The organism is Pseudomonas synxantha BG33R (genome assembly GCF_000263715.2).
Taxonomy (GTDB): domain Bacteria; phylum Pseudomonadota; class Gammaproteobacteria; order Pseudomonadales; family Pseudomonadaceae; genus Aquipseudomonas; species Aquipseudomonas synxantha_A.
On record NZ_CM001514.1, the window covers coordinates 4,560,031 to 4,577,856 of the forward strand.

Here is a 17,826-nt window from a genome sequence, read left to right on the forward strand (position 1 = left end):
TGCAGATGCCAGCCTTATACGTAATGATTCCAGCGGCGCTGCTGTTAGTGGGTGTGGCCATCTATATCTTCTTCTGGGCCGTGGACAGCGGCCAGTACGAAGATCTCGATGGCCCGGCCCACAGCGTGCTGTTTGACGACCAGGACCCTAACCACCTGGCCGCCATTGACGAAGCCAACGGCCCCGAACAACCGCCCAAGGACCCACCTCATGCTTGAGCTGGCGCCCCTGCTGGTTTCGGCATTGATTCTGGGCCTGCTCGGCGGCGGCCATTGCCTGGGCATGTGCGGCGGGTTGATGGGCGCGCTGACCCTGGCGATCCCCAAGGAGCAACGCAGCCGCCGCTTTCGCCTGCTGCTGGCGTACAACCTGGGGCGCATCCTCAGCTATGCCACGGCAGGGCTGCTGATCGGCCTGGCCGGCTGGGCGGTGGCCAACAGCCCGGCGGCGATGTTCATGCGCGTGCTCGCCGGGTTACTGCTGATTTGCATGGGCCTGTACCTGGCCGGTTGGTGGAGCGGCCTGACCCGCATCGAAAGCCTCGGACGCGGCCTGTGGCGGCATATCCAGCCGCTGGCCAACCGTTTGCTGCCGGTGTCGAGCCTGCCGCGCGCCTTGATGCTGGGCGCGCTGTGGGGCTGGTTGCCGTGCGGGTTGGTCTACAGCACCCTGCTGTGGGCCGCGAGCCAGGGCAATGCGCTGGACAGCGCGTTGCTGATGCTCGCATTCGGCCTCGGCACCTGGCCGGTGCTGCTGGCCACCGGGCTGGCGGCGGAGCGTGTCACCGCGCTCTTGCGTAAACGCAGCGTGCGCATGGCCGGCGGCCTGTTGGTGATCATCTTCGGTATCTGGACCTTGCCGGGCCCGCATCAGCACTGGCTCATGGGTCATTGAAAGCCCCTGTGGCATAGCGCCGCTCCCCGTTGATGCAAATCAACATGCCTTGCCAGCCCTGCCCCTAGACTCGGCCCACTAGCCAATCCGGGGGACCGCCCGCATGCTCGACGCCATTCGTTGGGACACAGATCTGATTCACCGCTACGACTTGGCGGGGCCGCGCTACACGTCCTACCCTACCGCCGTCCAGTTGGACAGCCAGGTCGGCACCTTCGACCTGCTCCATGCCCTGCGCGAAAGCCGCAAGGCGGTACGGCCGTTATCGGTGTATGTGCACGTACCGTTCTGCGCCAACATTTGCTACTACTGCGCCTGCAACAAGGTGGTCACCAAGGACCGTGGTCGCGCCCAGGCCTACTTGCAACGCCTGCAGCAGGAAATCCAGCTGGTGGCCTGCCACCTCGATCCGAAGCAGCCAGTGGAGCAATTGCACTTTGGCGGCGGCACACCGACTTTTCTCAGCCACGATGAACTGCGCCAGGTGATGAATTGCCTGCGCCAGCATTTCAATTTGCTCGATGATGATTCGGGCGACTATGGCATTGAAATCGACCCTCGCGAAGCCGACTGGGCCACCATGGGCCTGCTGCGCGAGCTGGGTTTCAACCGCGTAAGCATCGGCCTGCAAGACCTTGACCCCGAGGTGCAACGAGCGGTCAATCGCCTGCAAAGCCTGGAAGAGACCCGCGCAGTGATCGATGCGGCGCGTACCCTGCAATTTCGCTCGATCAATATCGATTTGATCTACGGCTTGCCCAAGCAATCACCGCTGAACTTCGCGCGTACTGTGGAAGAAGTCATCCGCTTGCAGCCGGACCGCTTGTCCGTATTCAACTACGCCCATCTGCCGGAACGTTTCATGCCCCAACGGCGGATCAACACCGACGAGCTGCCCTCGCCGGCCGAAAAACTGCTGATGCTGCAAACCACCATTGAACAACTGACCCAGGCCGGCTACCGCTATATCGGCATGGATCACTTTGCCCTGCCGGACGACGAACTGGCCATCGCCCAGGAGGAAGGCAAGCTGCAGCGCAACTTCCAGGGCTATACCACCCACGGGCATTGCGATCTGATTGGGTTGGGCGTTTCAGCGATCAGCCAGATTGGCGACTTGTATTGCCAGAACAGCAGCGACCTCACCCAATACCAGAACGCCTTGGCGGGCGCACAACTGGCGACCAGCCGTGGTTTGGTCTGCACCACCGACGATCGCCTGCGACGGGAAGTGATCCAGCAGTTGATCTGCAATTTCAGCCTGGGCTTCGAGACGATCGAACAGGCGTACAACATCGACTTTCGTGGCTACTTTGCCGATTTATGGTCGCAGTTGGAGACGATGGCCACCGACGGCCTGATCGAGTTGGACGCCCAGGGCATTCGTGTGCTGCCGGCCGGGCGCTTGCTGGTGCGTTCAGTGTGCATGGTGTTCGATGCCTATCTGGAGCACCAGAACAGGCAACGATTTTCGCGGGTCATCTAGACGTTCTTACTTCATGGCCAGGGTCGCGGCCTTGGCTGCATCACCCGCGCTCATGTCTTTCATCGCCTTGGTGAGAGACGCCTGGGCGCTGGTCAAGCTGGCTTGCAGCGCACCCAAGGCCGATTGCAGCCCGGAAAGCCGGGCACGGGCCTGTTCAGGGCTGAGACTTCTGTCGGCCATTACCGCTGCCATCTCAGCCTGTTTCTCGGCAATCTGCTTTTTGATCTCACGAATCATCTTGAGCAGATTCTTGACGTTGTCCGCCAGGCCGCTTTCGTCGATGTCACTGTTTGAGGTTTTTTCCGCCGCGGCAGCTTTCATCGCGGCGCCGGAAATGGTCACCGAAACGGCAGGCTTGGCTTCATCCGCCGTCGGAATCGCGGCGACATCGGAATCGGCAGCTTTCTTGGTTTCGGGTTGTGCCTGGATCTGAGTACGCGAAGCGAGTTGGGTACTGAGGGCTAACATGGTTTGAGCCACCGTGTTTGTAGTCGATGGCAGTACTATCGGCGGTTTTAGCCAGATCTTTATATACCGGCAGGTTTTTGTACACGCTGGCCTCCATACCCCCCAGTGCGTTACCCTTACGTCTTATGTGTGTTTTCCCACAAGGATTTAAGAAATGTCCGAGCCAGTTAAACTGCGCGCTCACAGCCAGGCCCATTGCAAGGATTGCAGCCTGGCTCCCCTCTGCCTGCCACTTTCGTTGAATCTGGAAGACATGGATGCGCTGGACGACATCGTCAAACGCGGCCGCCCACTGAAAAAAGGCGAGTTTTTGTTTCGCCAGGGCGACAAGTTTGATTCCGTCTATGCAGTACGTTCGGGCGCATTGAAGACGTTCAGCCTCAGCGACGGCGGCGAAGAACAAATCACCGGCTTCCACCTGCCCAGCGAGTTGGTCGGGCTGTCGGGAATGGACACCGAGATTCACCCGGTGTCGGCCCAGGCCCTGGAGACAACGTCGGTGTGCGAAATTCCTTTCGAGCGCCTGGACGAATTGGCCCTGCAATTGCCACAACTGCGCCGCCAGTTGATGCGCGTGATGAGCCGCGAGATTCGTGACGATCAACAAATGATGCTGCTGCTGTCGAAGAAAACCGCCGACGAGCGCATCGCAACGTTCCTGGTCAACCTGTCGGCGCGCTTCCGTGCCCGTGGCTTCTCGGCCAACCAGTTCCGCCTGAGCATGTCGCGCAATGAAATCGGCAATTACCTGGGCCTGGCGGTTGAGACTGTGTCCCGCGTGTTTACCCGCTTCCAGCAGAACCAGTTGATTGCTGCCGAGGGCAAGGAAGTGCATATCCTCGACCCGATCCAGCTGTGCGCATTGGCCGGTGGCTCACTGGAGGTCTGATCCAGACACTGCGGCCGCGCCAATCGGCAAGGCCGCAGGTATACTTCGAGTCCGTTTTCCGCCCAGGACTCTGCGACGATGACCTTCGATTCGTTCGACATCAAATCCCTGATTCGCCCTGTCATCGACTTCCCCAAGCCTGGGGTTATCTTTCGTGACATCACCCCGCTGTTCCAATCACCCCGCGCCCTGCGCCTGGTAGCCGACAGCTTTGCCCAGCGCTATGTCGAAGCCGATTTCACGCATATCGGTGCGATGGATGCCCGCGGTTTCCTGATAGGTTCGATCATCGCCTACCAGCTCAACAAGCCGCTGATCCTGTTTCGCAAGCAAGGCAAGCTGCCGGCGGATGTGCTGGCCGAGGGTTACCAGACCGAGTACGGCGAAGCCTTCCTGGAAGTACACGCCGACAGCCTCTGCGAAGGTGATTCGGTGCTGATATTCGATGACCTGATCGCCACGGGTGGCACCCTGATTGCTGCGGCCAACCTGGTACGGCGCATGGGCGCGCAGATCTTTGAAGCGGCGGCGATTATTGATTTACCGGAACTGGGTGGTTCGCAGCGGTTGGAAGACATGGGGATTCCCACGTTTTGCCTGACGCAGTTTGGGCTGACCGAAAGGTAAGGGTCTTCAGTACTGCCGTCATCGCGGGCAAGCCCGGCTCCCACCTTGGAATGCATTCCCCTGTGGGAGCCGGGCTTGCCCGCGATGAGGCCCGAGAGAACACCCGGTTCATAACCCCATCTGCTTGCTGATGATTTCGTTCATTACCTCCCGCGTCCCCCCACCAATCGACAGAATCCGATTATCCCGATACAGCCGCTCCACCAGGCTACCCCGCATGTACCCCTGCCCGCCCAACATCTGCACCGCGTCATAGGTCACCCGGTCAGCTGTATCCGTGGCCAGGTTCTTGGCCATGGAAATCTCCTTGATCACGCTCTTGCCAGCGGCCATCTTCGCCGCCTGACGGTAAGTGAACTCACGGGACACTTCCACGGCGGTGGCCATTTCCGCCAGGCGGTGCTTGAGCACTTGGAACTTGCCGATGGGTTTACCGAACGCTTCGCGCTGGGCGGCCCACTTGAGGCTTTCTTCCAGGGCCAGTTGCGCGGTCATGTTGGCCATCAGCGCCAGCGCCAGGCGCTCGCTCTGGAAGTTGCCCATGATGCAGGCAAACCCCATGTTTTCAGCGCCGATGAGGTTGCCGACGGGCACGTGGCAGTCGTTGAAAAATAACTCGGCCGTGTCCGACGCCCACCAGCCCATCTTCTTCAACGGCTGGCCAACGGTGAAACCGGGGGTGTCTTTTTCAATCAGCAACAGGCTGATACCGCCGAAGCCCGGCCCGCCGGTGCGCACCGCCACAGTATAGAAATCCGCCCGAATGCCGCTGGTGATAAAGGTCTTGGCACCGCTCACACGGTAGTGCTCACCGTCACGCACGGCGCGGGTGTGCAGGTTGGCGACATCCGAGCCGCCACTCGGTTCGGTAACCGCCAGGGCGATGATCTTCTCGCCGGCCAGCACCAGGGGCGCTATACGCTCCCGCACGTCAGGCCGGGCCCATTTGACGATGGGCGGCAGGCCGATATCCAGGGAGCCGAGCCCGGCCACCACACCACCGGAACCGCAACGCATCAGTTCTTCGCTGGCGGCGACCTTGGCGAACAGATCGCCTTCGTGGCTTCCACCCAATGCCTCGGGGTAACCGATCCCGAGAATGCCCGCCGCTCCGGCTTTGAGGTAAAGCTCACGAGGAAAGCTCTCAGCCTCCTCCCAGTGCTCGATGCCCGGCAACATCTCACGCTCGACAAACCGGCGCACGCTGTCGCGGACCAATTGGTGGCTGGGGTCGAAGTATTCCTGATAGGCAGACATCGGCAAGCTCCATGGCGAGATGGAGCGAACTTACCAAGCGCTTGCTTGGTTTTCAAGCTGTACACGATTTTCACCGACACCACAAAACCAATGTGGGAGCCGGGCTTGCCCGCGATGCAAGCGCCTCGGTTTTTCAGTTACACCGTGGTGATGCTATCGCAGGCAAGCCAGCTCCCACATTGGGGCTGCAATGGGCGTTAGAGGGCGATCGGCTTGCGGCCTGCGAACGAGTGCGCCAAGGTACCGCCGTCCACCAATTCCAGCTCGCCACCCAACGGCACGCCGTGGGCGATCCTTGAAGTGATCAAGCCTTTATTGGTCAGCAGTTGGGCGATGTAATGCGCCGTGGCTTCACCTTCCACCGTCGGGTTGGTCGCCAGGATCACTTCGCTAAAGGTGCCCTGTTCTTCAATGCGCGCGACCAGTTGCGGGATACCGATGGCTTCCGGCCCCAAACCGTCGAGCGGCGACAGGTGGCCCTTGAGCACAAAGTAGCGGCCGCGATAACCGGTCTGCTCCACTGCATACACATCCATCGGCCCCTCCACCACGCAGAGCAACGTGTCGTCGCGACGGGGGTCGGCGCATTGCGGGCAAAGTTCTTCTTCGGTGAGGGTGCGGCACTGACGGCAGTGGCCCACGCCTTCCATGGCCTGGCTCAGAGCCTGGGCCAGGCGGGTGCCGCCACTGCGATCACGCTCCAGCAGTTGCAGCGCCATGCGCTGGGCAGTTTTCTGGCCAACACCTGGCAAGGTACGCAGGGCGTCGATCAGTTGGCGAATCAGGGGGCTGAAGCTCATGGGCGAAGGGTCCGACAAAACAACGAGACGCGGTTTATACCCGCGCCCCGGATTAGCGTCAAATACTCAATCTTGCGCGACGCGCACCACCAACTTGCCGAGGTTGCGTCCCTCCAGCAAGCCGATAAAGGCTTCAGGCGCTTGCTCCAGGCCATCGACCACATCCTCGCGGAACTTGATCTTGCCATCGCGCACCCACGGCGCCATAGCGCTGAGGAATTCCGGCTGGCGGTCGCCATAGTCGTCGAACACGATAAAGCCCTGGATACGCACACGCTTGGTCAGCAAGGTGCGCTGCAGTGCCGGCAGGCGATCAGGGCCGCTGGGGGTTTCATGGGCGTTATAACCGGCGATCAACCCGCACAGCGGCACGCGCGCCTTGGCGTTGAGCAGCGGCAGCACCGCATCGAAGACCTTACCGCCAACGTTTTCGAAGTAGATGTCCACGCCTTTGAAACACGCCAGGGCCAATTCGTTGGCAAAGTCCGCGCTCTTGTGGTCGATACAGGCGTCAAAGCCCAGCTTATCCACCACATAGCGGCACTTGTCGGCACCGCCAGCAATCCCTACCACGCGCAAGCCCTTGAGCTTGGCCACCTGCCCCACCACCGAGCCCACCGCGCCGGACGCAGCCGCCACCACCAGGGTTTCCCCGGCCTTCGGCTGACCGATATCCATCAGGCCCATGTAAGCGGTCATGCCTGGCATACCCAACACGCCCAGGGCCATCGACGGGCTCGCAAGCCCCTTGGGCAAAGGCATCAGGTTCTTGCCGTCGCAGATACTGTGGCTCTGCCAGCCGGTGGCACCGACCACCAGATCACCTACCTCGAATTTCGGGTTGCGTGATTGCTCGACACGGCTGACAGCACCACCGGTCATCACTTCGCCGATTTCCACAGGCGCGGCGTAGGACGGCGCGTCACTCATGCGTCCACGCATGTAGGGGTCCAAAGACAGGTACAGCGTCTTGAGCAGCACCTGACCGTCTGCCAGATCGGGCAGGCTTACACGTTCCAGGCGGAAGTTTTCGGGCGTGGGTGCGCCTTGAGGGCGTGAGACCAGAACGATGCGTTGGTTGAGCGTCATGTCTTGAGGCATCAGCGGGGCTCCTTTTATCGATGAGAATTCAGCGGTATAGGGTGCAGACCATGAGCAACGGGCTGGGGTTCGATGTTTCGTGCGCGCAAAAAAAATGCCAGGCGCAATGCCCGGCATTTGAGTCTAGCCAAGGTTTGTATCAGAACGGCAGTTTCATGCCCGGTGGCAGCTGCATGCCAGCCGTCACGCCGGACATTTTGTCCTGGCTATTGGCTTCGATCTTGCGCACAGCATCGTTGACGGCTGCGGCGAACAACGCTTCGAGCATTTCCAGGTCATCTTCGCCCACGCCAGGCAACACGCTCGGGTCGATGCTGACACGCTTGATGTCGTGGCGACCGGTCATCACCACGCTGACCATATCGCCACCGGCTTTACCGGTGACTTCGGCGTTGGCCAGTTCTTCCTGCATCTTGGCCATTTTTTCCTGCATCTGCTGTGCCTGCTTCATCAGGCCGGCCATGCCACCTTTCATCATGGGAATCACCTCAAAAGTACGTGGATCAATAAATAGCCCGGTGTCATGACGCTTGGGGCACCGGGGCTTCGACAGGTTCAATAGTATCGTGGCGGACGACCGCACCGAACTGTTGCATCATTTGTTGGATAAGCGGATCAGCGTGGATCGAATCCTCAGCCTCGCGCTGGCGGTTCAGACGCCGACGGGTCGCGGCCTGGGCCGGGGTTTCCTGCTCCGGCTTGATCAGTTCGATGGCGATGGTCAGCGTGCGCCCATGGTATTGGTTGAGCGCATCGTTGAGCCGACGCTGCTGGGTCGCATTGAACAAGGCGCTGTGGGCCGGGTCCAGGTGCAGCAGCCAATGGTCGCCCTCGATGGAGATCAGTGTGCAGTTGGCGGCGATACTCCCGGTCATGCCGGAGATCGGCAATTTCGGAAACAATTCCAGCCATTGCAGGGCCAGGCCGGTAGCCGGCGCCGCAGCCGGTTCGGCTTCGGGCTCGGGTGCCGGTTCGGCGGTGTGCTCGCTGGCCAATTCGTCCAGGTAGCTGTAGGCCGAATCCATGTCCGGCTCGATGTAGTCTTCGTCCAGCGGCGGTTCGTCGTCCAGGTCAATGCCGGGGGTCGCGGCCTCGACCTGGGCTACCGTCGGCTCGGGAACCGGCGCCGATACCCACTCAGGGGCATCCGGCACCACGCTGTCCGGGGTCGGCGCAGGCATCGGCGTCAGCTCGGGCTGCTCGCCGGCAGTTTCCAGTACGGGTTCCACGGCGGGCTGTTGCTCAGGCTCGGGCTCAGCCTCTGCTTCGACCGGATCGTTCCAGGGCAGGTCGACCACGGGGGCGGGCTCGATAACCGGCTCGGGCTCAACCACAGGTGCCACTGCAACCGGCGCGGATTCGGGCTCAGGTGCCACTGCAACCGGCGCGGATTCGGGCTCAGGTGCCGGCGCCACCGGCGCAGGCGCAGCCACTGCTGGCGCGACAACGGCCGCGCCAGCCACTGGTTTGGCGGAATCAACTGTGGCCTGGCTGATCCCCACTGGCTTTAGCGGCTGTCTCGGCGCGTCTGCCGAATCCGCCGGCCGGAACGCCAGCATCCGCAGCAGCACCATTTCAAAGCCACCTCGCGGGTCCGGCGCCAGGGGCAGGTCACGGCGGCCGATCAGGCCCATCTGGTAGTAAAACTGCACATCCTCGGCCGGCAATGCCTGGGCCAGGGCCAACACGCGGTCGCGATCGCCATGGCCGTTATCCACGCCTTCCGGCAAGGCCTGGGCGATAGCGACGCGGTGCAGCACATTGAGGATTTCCGAAAGCACGCCATTCCAGTCCGGGCCTTGCTCCGACAGGTGGCGCACGGCCTCAAGCAATGCCTTGGCGTCGCCCTCGATCAGCGCGTGCAGCACGTCGAAGACCTGGCCGTGGTCCAGGGTACCGAGCATGGCGCGCACATCGGCAGCCATCACCTTGCCTTCGCCAAAGGCGATGGCCTGGTCGGTGAGGCTCATGGCGTCGCGCATCGAACCGTCGGCGGCGCGGCCCAGCAACCACAGGGCGTCGTCTTCGAACGGTACGTTCTCGACACCCAGCACATGGGTCAAATGCTCGACCACGCGCTCGGGCGTCATGTTCTTCAGCGAGAACTGCAGGCACCGCGACAAAATGGTTGCAGGAAGTTTCTGCGGGTCGGTGGTGGCCAGGATGAACTTAACGTAGGGCGGCGGCTCTTCCAGGGTTTTCAACAGCGCATTGAAGGAGTGGCTGGACAGCATGTGCACTTCGTCGATCAGGTAGACCTTGAAGCGCCCACGGCTCGGCGCGTACTGCACGTTGTCGAGCAGCTCGCGGGTGTCTTCGACCTTGGTGCGGCTTGCGGCGTCGATCTCGATCAGGTCGACGAAACGCCCTTCGTCGATCTCGCGGCAGACCGAACAGGTGCCGCAAGGCGTTGACGTGATACCGGTCTCACAGTTCAGGCACTTGGCGATGATGCGCGCAATCGTGGTCTTGCCCACCCCGCGAGTACCGGTGAACAGATAGGCGTGGTGCAGCCGCTGGCTGTCCAAGGCATTGATCAGAGCCTTGAGCACATGGGTCTGGCCGACCATTTCGCGGAACGAGCGCGGGCGCCATTTACGTGCAAGAACCTGATAACTCATCGAAAACCGTCGCAACTGGGAAGCGGAAGCCGGTAATGCTAGCGGAGCAGGGGGGAAATTGCATCCGGCACGCTCGTCTAATCTGACGAAGCTGGCTTGATTGCCCGTCCAGATGGCGTCTGCGGGTGTGCTGGCCGCACGATTGAGCGCCAGCGCCCCTCCAGGCTGATAGCGGCGACGCTGGTCAGCACGATCACCGCACCCAGCATCACCTGCAGGGTCACCTGTTCACCGAGCAGGGTGGCGGCCATCACCATGGCAACCGGCGGAATCAGGTACATCGCCACCGAAGCGCGGCTGACTTCGACGTGCTTGAGCACATAACCCCAGGCCAGATAGGCCAACGCGCTGGGAAAGATGCCCAGCACCAGCACCGCGAGGTTCTCCCGCAACGGCGCCTGCACGATAGCGGCAGGCAGGCCCGGCAGGTTCACGCACAGCATCAAGGTGCCGGACCAGACCATGTAGCACGCCATCGTCAACGGACTGTAGCGATGGGCGTAATGCCTCTGGATGGCGAAGTACACGCTCCATGAGCAGGCCGCCAGCAGGATCAACAAGCCGCGCGGGTCGATATCGCCTACGCCATGATCGCTCCAGATCACCACCAGCACGCCGACCAACCCCAACAGCACACAACTCCAACGCCACATGCTGACGCGCTCCTGCAAACAGAAAAAAGCGATCAACACACTGAACAGCGGCGCCGATTGTGCCAACACACTCGACGCCGCCGCTGTCACCCATTGCTGCCCGTGATTGAGGCTGGTGTGGTGCAGGAACACCCCGAAGAAACCCAGCACCAGCAGCCACGGCAGGTCGCGCACCTGGGGCCGGCCAATGCCGACTACCCAGGCCACAGCCGCCATGAATAGCGACGCAATCAAAAAACGCAGCAACGCCAATTGGCCAGGGCTGTAGCTGTGCAGCCCCATATGCACGCCTATGGGTGAATAAGCCCAACAGAGGATGACGCTGGCAATGACTAGCGTAAGCTTGAGCGGTGACGGGGTACTCATCGATGGCATCCATAAAAGAACGAGTGCCGTCAGTCTTGGCCCGGGCCTGGCGTAGGACAATTAAGCGTTTCTGACTTCTGAAATCACTGGAGCTGAGCAATGGAACTGGCCCAACTGAAAATGGTGCGAGCCGTGGCGCAAACCGGCAGCGTGGCCCAGGCCGCCCTGCAACTGCACTGTGTGCCGTCCAACATCACCACGCGCATCAAGCAGCTGGAAAGCGAGTTGGGCACACCGTTGTTTATCCGCGCCGGCCGCGGGCTGGCGATCAGTGCTGCGGGTGAGATCTTCCTGGATTACTGCGAGCGCATCCTGGCGTTGGTGGATGAGTCCAAGCGTGCGGTGGATGCCAGCGCGATTCCCCGTGGCACCTTGCGCATCGGCGCGGTGGAATCCAGCGCCAGCGGCCGCCTGCCGCCGCTGTTGGCGGAGTATCACCGGCGTTATCCCGAGGTCAGCCTGGAGTTGGTGACCGGCGCCTGGGCGCAACTGCTGGACGACCTGCAACACCATCGTCTGGATGTGGCGCTCGTGGCCGCCAGTGGCAAACACACGAAGCTGGAGCACAGCGTGGTCTACAGCGAACGCCTGGTACTGATCGCCAGCGCGTCCAGCGCGCCCATCCACAGCCCCGAAGACCTGGCTGGCCGCACACTATTGGTGTGGCCGCCCGGCTGCCCCTATCGCGCAGCACTGGAACACTGGCTCAAGCCCCAGGACTTCAAGCCGGCGATTGCCAGCTATACCAGTTGGGGCACGATCATCGGCTGCGTCAGCGCGGGGATTGGCGTGGCGTTGGCGCCGGAGGGCATCCTGGCGCGTTATGAGCAGGCCAATCAGCTGGCATCGTATCGGTTCGACGAACTGGCAGCGGTAGACAACTTGCTGTTCTGGCACAAAGATACCCAGCGGCATCTGGCACGGGATGCATTCTCCGGGCTACTGCGCGAAACCTTCGGCTAACACCCCCTCCCACATTTCAGAGCTTCTCAGGGCTTCGGCGCATCCAACCGTGCGTACTGGCCCTGGCTGATCCACCCCGTGAACGAACGGTCGTCAGCATTGATAAACTCCACCTGCGCCCAGCCGTCCTTGAACGCCAGCACACCCACTACATCACCCTTGACGATATAGGGACGCTTGACCGCCTTGGCCCCCGGAGTTTTCAGCAGGTAAGCCTTGTCGGCAGACACCGTCACCAGCCCGATCCACTTTTTGCTGGCAGTCTGGGTCAGGTCCAGACCCGTGGCGATTTCCGGCATCAACACGTTGATGCAGCCGGGGTGTTGCCGGCCCTGCTCCACTGTCAGGACCACACCGTCGGACGCCACTGCCACACTCCCAGGGTAGGCAGCATCCAGCCAGGTGGTAAGCGCCTCTGGCTTGCCTTGCAGGTAGAAGGTGCAACGGCGGCTAACGCCCTCGCCCATCGCTTCGGAATAAAAGCCTTCAACCTGATTCGCGGGCGTCACCGCCAGCATCAACCCTTCGTACTTGCCTGAATGCAAAGCGGCCGAACCCGCAAACGCGGGGGCCACGGCGCACAACGACAGCATTCCCATCGCCAGAAAACGAATCATCTTATTTCTTCCCTTCAAAGGCTTCGTAGGCTTGTTTCATCAGCACGTCATAGTTGCCGTAGTCCTCGCCGTTATAGTTACGAGCCATGGCTGTGAAATCCTTGTTTTTCATCGCACTCATCAGCGCCGTGCTCTTGCTGCAAAAACTGAGGTAGGCCTTGAGTTGATTACCGGCGTTTACTTTTAACGCCGCTGCAAACTCGAACACCGTCTTGAACCCGCACGACGCGAAGTTGAACCCCATGACCTGAAACATCCCCCAGGACGCCGACATCAGTGCCGCTTCCTGGTCGAGAGCAAAAGCGGTGGCCATGGTTTCCCAGGCCTTGACCTGGTCCTTGTTGTTGGTCTGCCACTGCGGCCCGGCTTTTTTCTTGTAGATGTACGACAGCAGAGGGTGCGACTGGTCGTAGATATGCTTGGTGTACTTGCGAAAGTGATGACCTTCGAAGGCGATGATCGGCAGCCTGGCCGGCCCGAACCCCACCTTCCCGCCCGACTCGATGGTGGCGAACGCCTTGACCACATTCACCGAGATGCCGTTGCCCAATTGCTTGGCAGCATTCTGGAAGTCCGTATCGCTCAGCGTCGTGCCGCCATCGCAGGTGGCCTGCAACATTAATTGGCGGTTGCGCCGCTCGGCCTCGATCACCGCACGCACCTGGTTCAGGTAGACATTGACCGTGGCTTGCACCGCATCGACGTTGTTATTACCCAATGCGTTGAGAAAGCTCGGAATACGCATGGTCGGGAAGGCCCGTACCGGGACTTTCACCGCTTCCTCGATCAAGCTGTTGAACGTACGCCCCGTGGGGTCGATCACCCCATCGGGATGAGCATATTTGAGATGGCGGAACTGATACTGGCTGATGCACTGCACCAACTGGCCATCGCACTTGCCGTTTTCCAGCAAGGCAAAGCCCATTTTGGGAATGATCAGGTTGAATAAGTATTGGATGCACTGCACATCGGCGGGCAAGTTGCGGGCTTTGCCGGGAGCGCCGACTGAGGCACTGATAAGTCGAGGCAACCCTTGCAGGCTTTTCATGACAGACATCCTTGTAAGTTAGAGAAGCGATAGCACTTCAATATCAAGTCCATGCCCTTGTCATGCTCTGAAACAAGTGGCCGGCGCAAGCTAACAAGGCGGTCTGGGGGTTGTCCAGAGGGCTTTTCCAAAGTTGTGAAACAGCTGGATTAAACCCTTCAGTAACCGTGTAATTCGCGGGTTTTCTGATACTTGTGATAGTCGAGCCACTCAACCACATCGTAGGGCAGATAGAGCTGCTGGGTGGCTCGCGAAATTGCGATGTACACCGCACACAGTCGCTGGTCGAACGCGTAGGCATCCTGGAACTTTACGTTGGTCAACAACGCTGGTGTGAGCAACACCCGGTTGAACTCCATGCCACCGGCGTCTTGCGCCAACATCAAGAGGCAGCGCTCATCCGGATGGCCGCTTTGCCTGTTCAAGCGCGTGACATCCGCCAGATTAAAGCCTTTTTGCAGCTCAGCTTCGACCCAGAGAAACGCCTCATCGAACTGGCAGGCCGCGCGTACTTGCTGCCAATCGGCCATATCGCTGAAAAACGGATGGGGCCCGCTGTCATTGAACTCGCTGCTGTAGAAGTCAGGCTTGAACAACGCGACCACGGTGTCCATAAAGTACTTGAGCGATTGCTGCGCTTCTTTACTGGCCAGGCTGAACGCACAACGGGCTTCGCTCAACTGGATGGCCCACTTCATTGTGTCCCAGTGGGATGCGGTCAATACCACGCAGCCTTGCGGCGGTACAAAGCCCAGCGGATAAAACTCGATACCGACGTCGGCATCCCGAGCCCCCTCGAAAAGCACTTTGCTCTTATCCGAATGCTGGCTGATCAAGGGATTGACCAGGCGCTCGACATTGCGTCCGGAGCGCACGGAGTAACACACATCCGTATGGCGCACCTCACGGGCGCGCCTGACCATGACTCCACTGGCCTGCTGATACTCATCCCCCAGGGTTATCAGCACCTGCCGGCCCCGCTCGATGATTTGCAGCAGCGGCGCCGGAATATCCTGGCTCTCGTCGATAAGGACGTGGGTATAACGCTCGGGCACCACGCAGCCGGCGAGGCTGGCGCGCTTGATCATCAGCAAGGCTTCAAACCCAGTCTGGCTGCCCCAGGCCGGATTCGCTTCGAGATAGCTCCATAGCCGGCTGGCATATTCGAGCAGTGCCCTGGCATCAACGCTGGACAGCGGCTGTTTGAAATGCGGCAAGTGCTTCGCCGACAGGCTGTATTCCCAGGAGCGGCAGTAGGCTTGCAATACGTTGAGGCAAACGTCGACCACAGCCGGCCCTTGCAGGCCACGAAAGCCGAAGATATTCAGCTCCTGAGCCAGTGCCTGCTTGCTCGGCGCCCTCACCTGCGCAGTCAGCGGCTTGGCTCTGGGCCCCTGCATCAAGGCGTGGGCGAATGCATGGAAGGTGTGCCCGGCCTTTCGCTCGCGTACACCCACCATACGGGCACGCAGGGTTTCCAGCTTTGCCGGGGTACGCGCCAGCAACAAAGTCTTTTCCGGGCGCAGGTGCTCCATCAGCGCCACCAGCAGGTGACTCTTGCCGATACCTGCATAGCCCTGAACATGCAGGTCTTCGTTCAAGTTGGCGCGGAAGGTTCTGACCAACTTGTCTTGCTCGGCACTCAACCAGCGCTCGCGATGCCTGGGCGTGACCATCTGCTTGCTGAAGGGATCATTGGCCTTGAGATGGCGGACTTTGTATTCAAAGTCCCACTTGCCGCTAGGCAACAGATAGTCGCGCGCCTGCACTTCCTCCGCTAACAGAAAACGCAGCTTCAGGCTTTTGACCACATTGAGGCCGAAGTACAGCTTCCTTTGGTCGAACAGCCGCTGCGCCTCGGAGAGTAGGGAAACGCTTGCCGAATGGCTGGCCTCTACCGCCCAGTCAATCAGCTTGGTCAACACTTTTTCGGCACCATTGGCGCTCAGGTCGCTTTCGGGCACCTGAGCCAGGTTCTGGATCACCAGCACCGCCGCCAACTCCGGTTCACTCAGGGCTACCAGCGCTGCTGCACCGTCACCGCTCAGCAAACCCGCACAGGCTTGCTCGGTGATCGGCAAGAACACAGGGCTGGACAAATCAAAATGTTCCGAGTGCATACAGCCTCGTAGCCAGGGGAAAGAGACGCTTGGGAGTATGCCACTAGTCGTGGAGTGGCCGTCGTGCACTGTGCGATAAGGGTCACAGATGACTGGCTGACTATATGGATTCAGGAATAGGTAAAACAGAAGGGAGCGTTATGGAGGCAACCCCACCAGCCACACCCCGGCACACAATGTTCCCGCTGTGGCTGCTGCCTTCCGGCTCTGACCAGATGGCATGCAAGCATGCTCGGATATCGTTGAAAGCCATATGGGATAAGGGTAACAGGCTTTTGAGGTTGTCTCTAATCTTCCGTGCCAATACCCGGTACGGACAGTCAGAAATCGGGGTGTAGCCAGCACTGTCACACATCGGTGTCACACATATGGCCTACATAATCCGTCGCGGGGCTTACTACTATCTGAATCTGCGACTGCCCAAACATCTCTTCCCGAGCTGTCACACATTGCGCTTGAGTTTGAATATCAGCACCCGACAACCGGCAACCTTCCTTGCGTCCTCGCTGGCTCAACGAGTCCATCACTACCTGACAGAACATCCCACAGCCGAGCTTGAGACGCTTCGCTTGCTCTGTTCTCAGTGGCGTGACACTAGCCCCACACCTTCAGTTCCTGAGCGCCCAAGCGGCTCCACAGAGCCTCAAACGCTTCGCAGAAAAGGTGGGCCGACTCTCGCTGAGCTCGCGAAGAAGTACATCAAGGAAGGCAAGGCTGGGGGCACATGGCGAGAGGTCAGCACTCACGAAGTTGAGCGCTCATTGCGGGACCTGTTCGAGCTGATGGGCGACATGTCCGTTTCCGCGTTCGACGCGCAGCAAGCTCGCCTACTGAAAGATCGTCTAAGCCTTTGCCCTCAGTATTTCGCCCTCCTCCCTCAGTTCAAGGGCAAGACGTTAGCTGAAGTCATTGAAGCAGGCGGCACGTACAAAACCATCACCGCCGTGACCGTGAATAACCGTCTACGCAAGCTCTCGGCATTCATGAATTGGTGCAAGTCGAATGGTTACGTTACCGAGAATCCATTGATGGGACTCAAGGTGATGACGGGTTCAGCCAAGGAAGCACGTCTGTCTTTTGAACAACATGACCTAAGAACCCTGCTCAATTTGGAAGCACTCAAGGCTGAAGCCCTTAAACATCCTTGGCGGTACTGGTTGCCGCTCCTCGGAAGGTTCACAGGTGCCAGATTGGAAGAACTCTGTCAGTTACACGTTGCTGACTTCATCAAGTTGCAAGGAGTAGATTGCATACGGATCGACGATGGTCACGAGTCTCAGAAACTCAAGAACAGCAGCAGTCGCCGGACGCTACCAATACATCCCGCGCTGATTGAGCTTGGAATGCTCGACTACGTGAACGCTCAGCGTACTCAAAACTCAGATCGTTTATTCCCCGAGCTGGAACCTGTACGCGGAAAACTGGGCCACGCCCCGTCAAAGTGGTTCAGTCGGTATCGGACCAAAATGGGTATTAACGACCCCAAGAAATCATTCCATAGCTTTCGTCACACAATGATTGATGATCTGCGTGAAGCACAGGTACAAGACTCCCTAATCAAGCGTATAGCGGGGCACGAAGACGCCGCTGTGACCTTTGGTGTTTACGGTAGTCGTGTTCCCATCAAAGCAATGGCCGAAGCTTTGGCACACATATCTTGAGCCTCGCCCTAACTTGACTGAGTAATCCTTGAGGATGCGGAAAATCAGATCTAGATCACCAAAGTCAGCCAAGTCAACAAATATTTATTGCAATGCGAACAAAACACAAGTATAATACGACCCGTTATTAGATAGGCCGACATTGAAAGCCTCCACGCGACCGTCAAACCGATTCGAGTTTGGCGCCTTGCAAGGGGGCTTTTTAACGCCTGCGATTTACTAAAACCAATCGGCAATACCCGAGGTAACGCCAAT

17 protein-coding genes are annotated in these 17,826 nt (G+C 59.8%); 7 read left to right on the forward strand and 10 right to left on the reverse strand.

What is annotated here, in order from left to right; genetic code table 11:
- Window positions 1-5 precede the first annotated feature (5 nt).
- From ccoS to hemN, 3 genes are all read left to right on the forward strand, one after another.
- The gene (gene ccoS, locus PSEBG33_RS07605) at window positions 6-218 is read left to right on the forward strand and encodes a cbb3-type cytochrome oxidase assembly protein CcoS (RefSeq protein WP_005790284.1); all 213 of its coding nucleotides are present in this window, start codon (window positions 6-8) and stop codon (window positions 216-218) included.
- On the forward strand, window positions 211-894 hold the full coding sequence (locus tag PSEBG33_RS07600) for a sulfite exporter TauE/SafE family protein (RefSeq protein WP_005790285.1): 684 nt from the start codon (window positions 211-213) through the stop codon (window positions 892-894). The genes ccoS and PSEBG33_RS07600 overlap by 8 nt, the downstream gene beginning before the upstream one ends.
- Window positions 895-997: 103 nt before the next feature.
- Window positions 998-2,380, forward strand: a complete 1,383-nt coding sequence (gene hemN, locus PSEBG33_RS07595; protein ID WP_005790287.1) for an oxygen-independent coproporphyrinogen III oxidase — start codon at window positions 998-1,000, stop codon at window positions 2,378-2,380.
- Between the two features lie 6 nt (window positions 2,381-2,386).
- Here hemN and PSEBG33_RS07590 read toward each other — a convergent pair whose 3' ends face one another.
- Entirely contained in the window at window positions 2,387-2,848 is a 462-nt protein-coding gene (locus tag PSEBG33_RS07590) for a hypothetical protein (protein WP_005790288.1), read from the reverse strand.
- 154 nt (window positions 2,849-3,002) lie between these two features.
- On the opposite strand from PSEBG33_RS07590, the gene fnr reads away from it, so the two are divergent.
- Both fnr and PSEBG33_RS07580 read left to right on the forward strand, forming a co-directional pair.
- Entirely contained in the window at window positions 3,003-3,737 is a 735-nt protein-coding gene (gene fnr / locus PSEBG33_RS07585; RefSeq protein ID WP_005790290.1) for a fumarate/nitrate reduction transcriptional regulator Fnr, read from the forward strand.
- Between the two features lie 78 nt (window positions 3,738-3,815).
- Window positions 3,816-4,364 (forward strand): adenine phosphoribosyltransferase, encoded by a 549-nt coding sequence (locus tag PSEBG33_RS07580; RefSeq protein ID WP_005790291.1) that lies wholly within the window; start codon window positions 3,816-3,818, stop codon window positions 4,362-4,364.
- Between the two features lie 108 nt (window positions 4,365-4,472).
- Here the strand turns inward: PSEBG33_RS07580 and PSEBG33_RS07575 are convergent, their stop codons facing one another.
- The 6 genes from PSEBG33_RS07575 to PSEBG33_RS07550 form a co-directional block, all read right to left on the reverse strand.
- Window positions 4,473-5,621, reverse strand: coding sequence for an acyl-CoA dehydrogenase family protein (locus PSEBG33_RS07575; protein WP_005790293.1), 1,149 nt, complete (start codon window positions 5,619-5,621; stop codon window positions 4,473-4,475).
- Between the two features lie 197 nt (window positions 5,622-5,818).
- Complete coding sequence (recR, locus tag PSEBG33_RS07570; protein ID WP_005790294.1) at window positions 5,819-6,421, reverse strand: recombination mediator RecR; 603 nt, start codon at window positions 6,419-6,421, stop codon at window positions 5,819-5,821.
- A 66-nt stretch (window positions 6,422-6,487) separates the two neighbouring features.
- The gene (locus PSEBG33_RS07565; protein ID WP_005790295.1) at window positions 6,488-7,522 is read right to left on the reverse strand and encodes an NADP-dependent oxidoreductase; all 1,035 of its coding nucleotides are present in this window, start codon (window positions 7,520-7,522) and stop codon (window positions 6,488-6,490) included.
- Window positions 7,523-7,661: 139 nt separating this feature from the next.
- Window positions 7,662-8,000 carry a YbaB/EbfC family nucleoid-associated protein gene (locus PSEBG33_RS07560; RefSeq protein WP_003193199.1) on the reverse strand — a complete coding sequence of 113 codons (339 nt, stop codon included), beginning with the start codon at window positions 7,998-8,000 and terminating at the stop codon, window positions 7,662-7,664.
- A gap of 43 nt (window positions 8,001-8,043) precedes the next feature.
- Entirely contained in the window at window positions 8,044-10,143 is a 2,100-nt protein-coding gene (gene dnaX, locus PSEBG33_RS07555; RefSeq protein ID WP_005790297.1) for a DNA polymerase III subunit gamma/tau, read from the reverse strand.
- 77 nt (window positions 10,144-10,220) lie between these two features.
- Window positions 10,221-11,162, reverse strand: a complete 942-nt coding sequence (locus tag PSEBG33_RS07550) for a DMT family transporter (protein WP_005790299.1) — start codon at window positions 11,160-11,162, stop codon at window positions 10,221-10,223.
- A gap of 99 nt (window positions 11,163-11,261) precedes the next feature.
- On the opposite strand from PSEBG33_RS07550, the gene PSEBG33_RS07545 reads away from it, so the two are divergent.
- Complete coding sequence (locus PSEBG33_RS07545; protein WP_005790300.1) at window positions 11,262-12,125, forward strand: LysR family transcriptional regulator; 864 nt, start codon at window positions 11,262-11,264, stop codon at window positions 12,123-12,125.
- Between the two features lie 26 nt (window positions 12,126-12,151).
- On the opposite strand, the gene PSEBG33_RS07540 is transcribed toward PSEBG33_RS07545, so the two are convergent.
- The 3 genes from PSEBG33_RS07540 to PSEBG33_RS07530 form a co-directional block, all read right to left on the reverse strand.
- Window positions 12,152-12,742: a hypothetical protein gene (locus PSEBG33_RS07540; RefSeq protein WP_005790302.1), complete on the reverse strand. Its 591-nt coding sequence runs from the start codon at window positions 12,740-12,742 to the stop codon at window positions 12,152-12,154.
- Window position 12,743: 1 nt separating this feature from the next.
- Complete coding sequence (locus PSEBG33_RS07535; RefSeq protein WP_005790303.1) at window positions 12,744-13,790, reverse strand: N-acetylmuramidase family protein; 1,047 nt, start codon at window positions 13,788-13,790, stop codon at window positions 12,744-12,746.
- Window positions 13,791-13,948: 158 nt separating this feature from the next.
- Entirely contained in the window at window positions 13,949-15,910 is a 1,962-nt protein-coding gene (locus tag PSEBG33_RS07530) for an AAA family ATPase (protein ID WP_005790305.1), read from the reverse strand.
- Between the two features lie 368 nt (window positions 15,911-16,278).
- Here PSEBG33_RS07530 and PSEBG33_RS07525 point away from each other — a divergent pair, with 368 nt between their 5' ends.
- Complete coding sequence (locus tag PSEBG33_RS07525; RefSeq protein ID WP_005790306.1) at window positions 16,279-17,571, forward strand: site-specific integrase; 1,293 nt, start codon at window positions 16,279-16,281, stop codon at window positions 17,569-17,571.
- Window positions 17,572-17,826: the final 255 nt, after the last annotated feature.

Bases quoted from the DNA above. Each gene is read 5' to 3' on its own strand.
- ccoS (WP_005790284.1), top strand. From the start codon at position 6: ATGCCAGCCTTATACGTAATGATTCCAGCGGCGCTGCTGTTAGTGGGT.
- PSEBG33_RS07600 (WP_005790285.1), top strand. From the start codon at position 211: ATGCTTGAGCTGGCGCCCCTGCTGGTTTCGGCATTGATTCTGGGCCTG.
- hemN (WP_005790287.1), top strand. From the start codon at position 998: ATGCTCGACGCCATTCGTTGGGACACAGATCTGATTCACCGCTACGAC.
- PSEBG33_RS07590 (WP_005790288.1), bottom strand. From the start codon at position 2,848: ATGTTAGCCCTCAGTACCCAACTCGCTTCGCGTACTCAGATCCAGGCA.
- fnr (WP_005790290.1), top strand. From the start codon at position 3,003: ATGTCCGAGCCAGTTAAACTGCGCGCTCACAGCCAGGCCCATTGCAAG.
- PSEBG33_RS07580 (WP_005790291.1), top strand. From the start codon at position 3,816: ATGACCTTCGATTCGTTCGACATCAAATCCCTGATTCGCCCTGTCATC.
- PSEBG33_RS07575 (WP_005790293.1), bottom strand. From the start codon at position 5,621: ATGTCTGCCTATCAGGAATACTTCGACCCCAGCCACCAATTGGTCCGC.
- recR (WP_005790294.1), bottom strand. From the start codon at position 6,421: ATGAGCTTCAGCCCCCTGATTCGCCAACTGATCGACGCCCTGCGTACC.
- PSEBG33_RS07565 (WP_005790295.1), bottom strand. From the start codon at position 7,522: ATGCCTCAAGACATGACGCTCAACCAACGCATCGTTCTGGTCTCACGC.
- PSEBG33_RS07560 (WP_003193199.1), bottom strand. From the start codon at position 8,000: ATGATGAAAGGTGGCATGGCCGGCCTGATGAAGCAGGCACAGCAGATG.
- dnaX (WP_005790297.1), bottom strand. From the start codon at position 10,143: ATGAGTTATCAGGTTCTTGCACGTAAATGGCGCCCGCGCTCGTTCCGC.
- PSEBG33_RS07550 (WP_005790299.1), bottom strand. From the start codon at position 11,162: ATGAGTACCCCGTCACCGCTCAAGCTTACGCTAGTCATTGCCAGCGTC.
- PSEBG33_RS07545 (WP_005790300.1), top strand. From the start codon at position 11,262: ATGGAACTGGCCCAACTGAAAATGGTGCGAGCCGTGGCGCAAACCGGC.
- PSEBG33_RS07540 (WP_005790302.1), bottom strand. From the start codon at position 12,742: ATGATTCGTTTTCTGGCGATGGGAATGCTGTCGTTGTGCGCCGTGGCC.
- PSEBG33_RS07535 (WP_005790303.1), bottom strand. From the start codon at position 13,790: ATGAAAAGCCTGCAAGGGTTGCCTCGACTTATCAGTGCCTCAGTCGGC.
- PSEBG33_RS07530 (WP_005790305.1), bottom strand. From the start codon at position 15,910: ATGCACTCGGAACATTTTGATTTGTCCAGCCCTGTGTTCTTGCCGATC.
- PSEBG33_RS07525 (WP_005790306.1), top strand. From the start codon at position 16,279: ATGGCCTACATAATCCGTCGCGGGGCTTACTACTATCTGAATCTGCGA.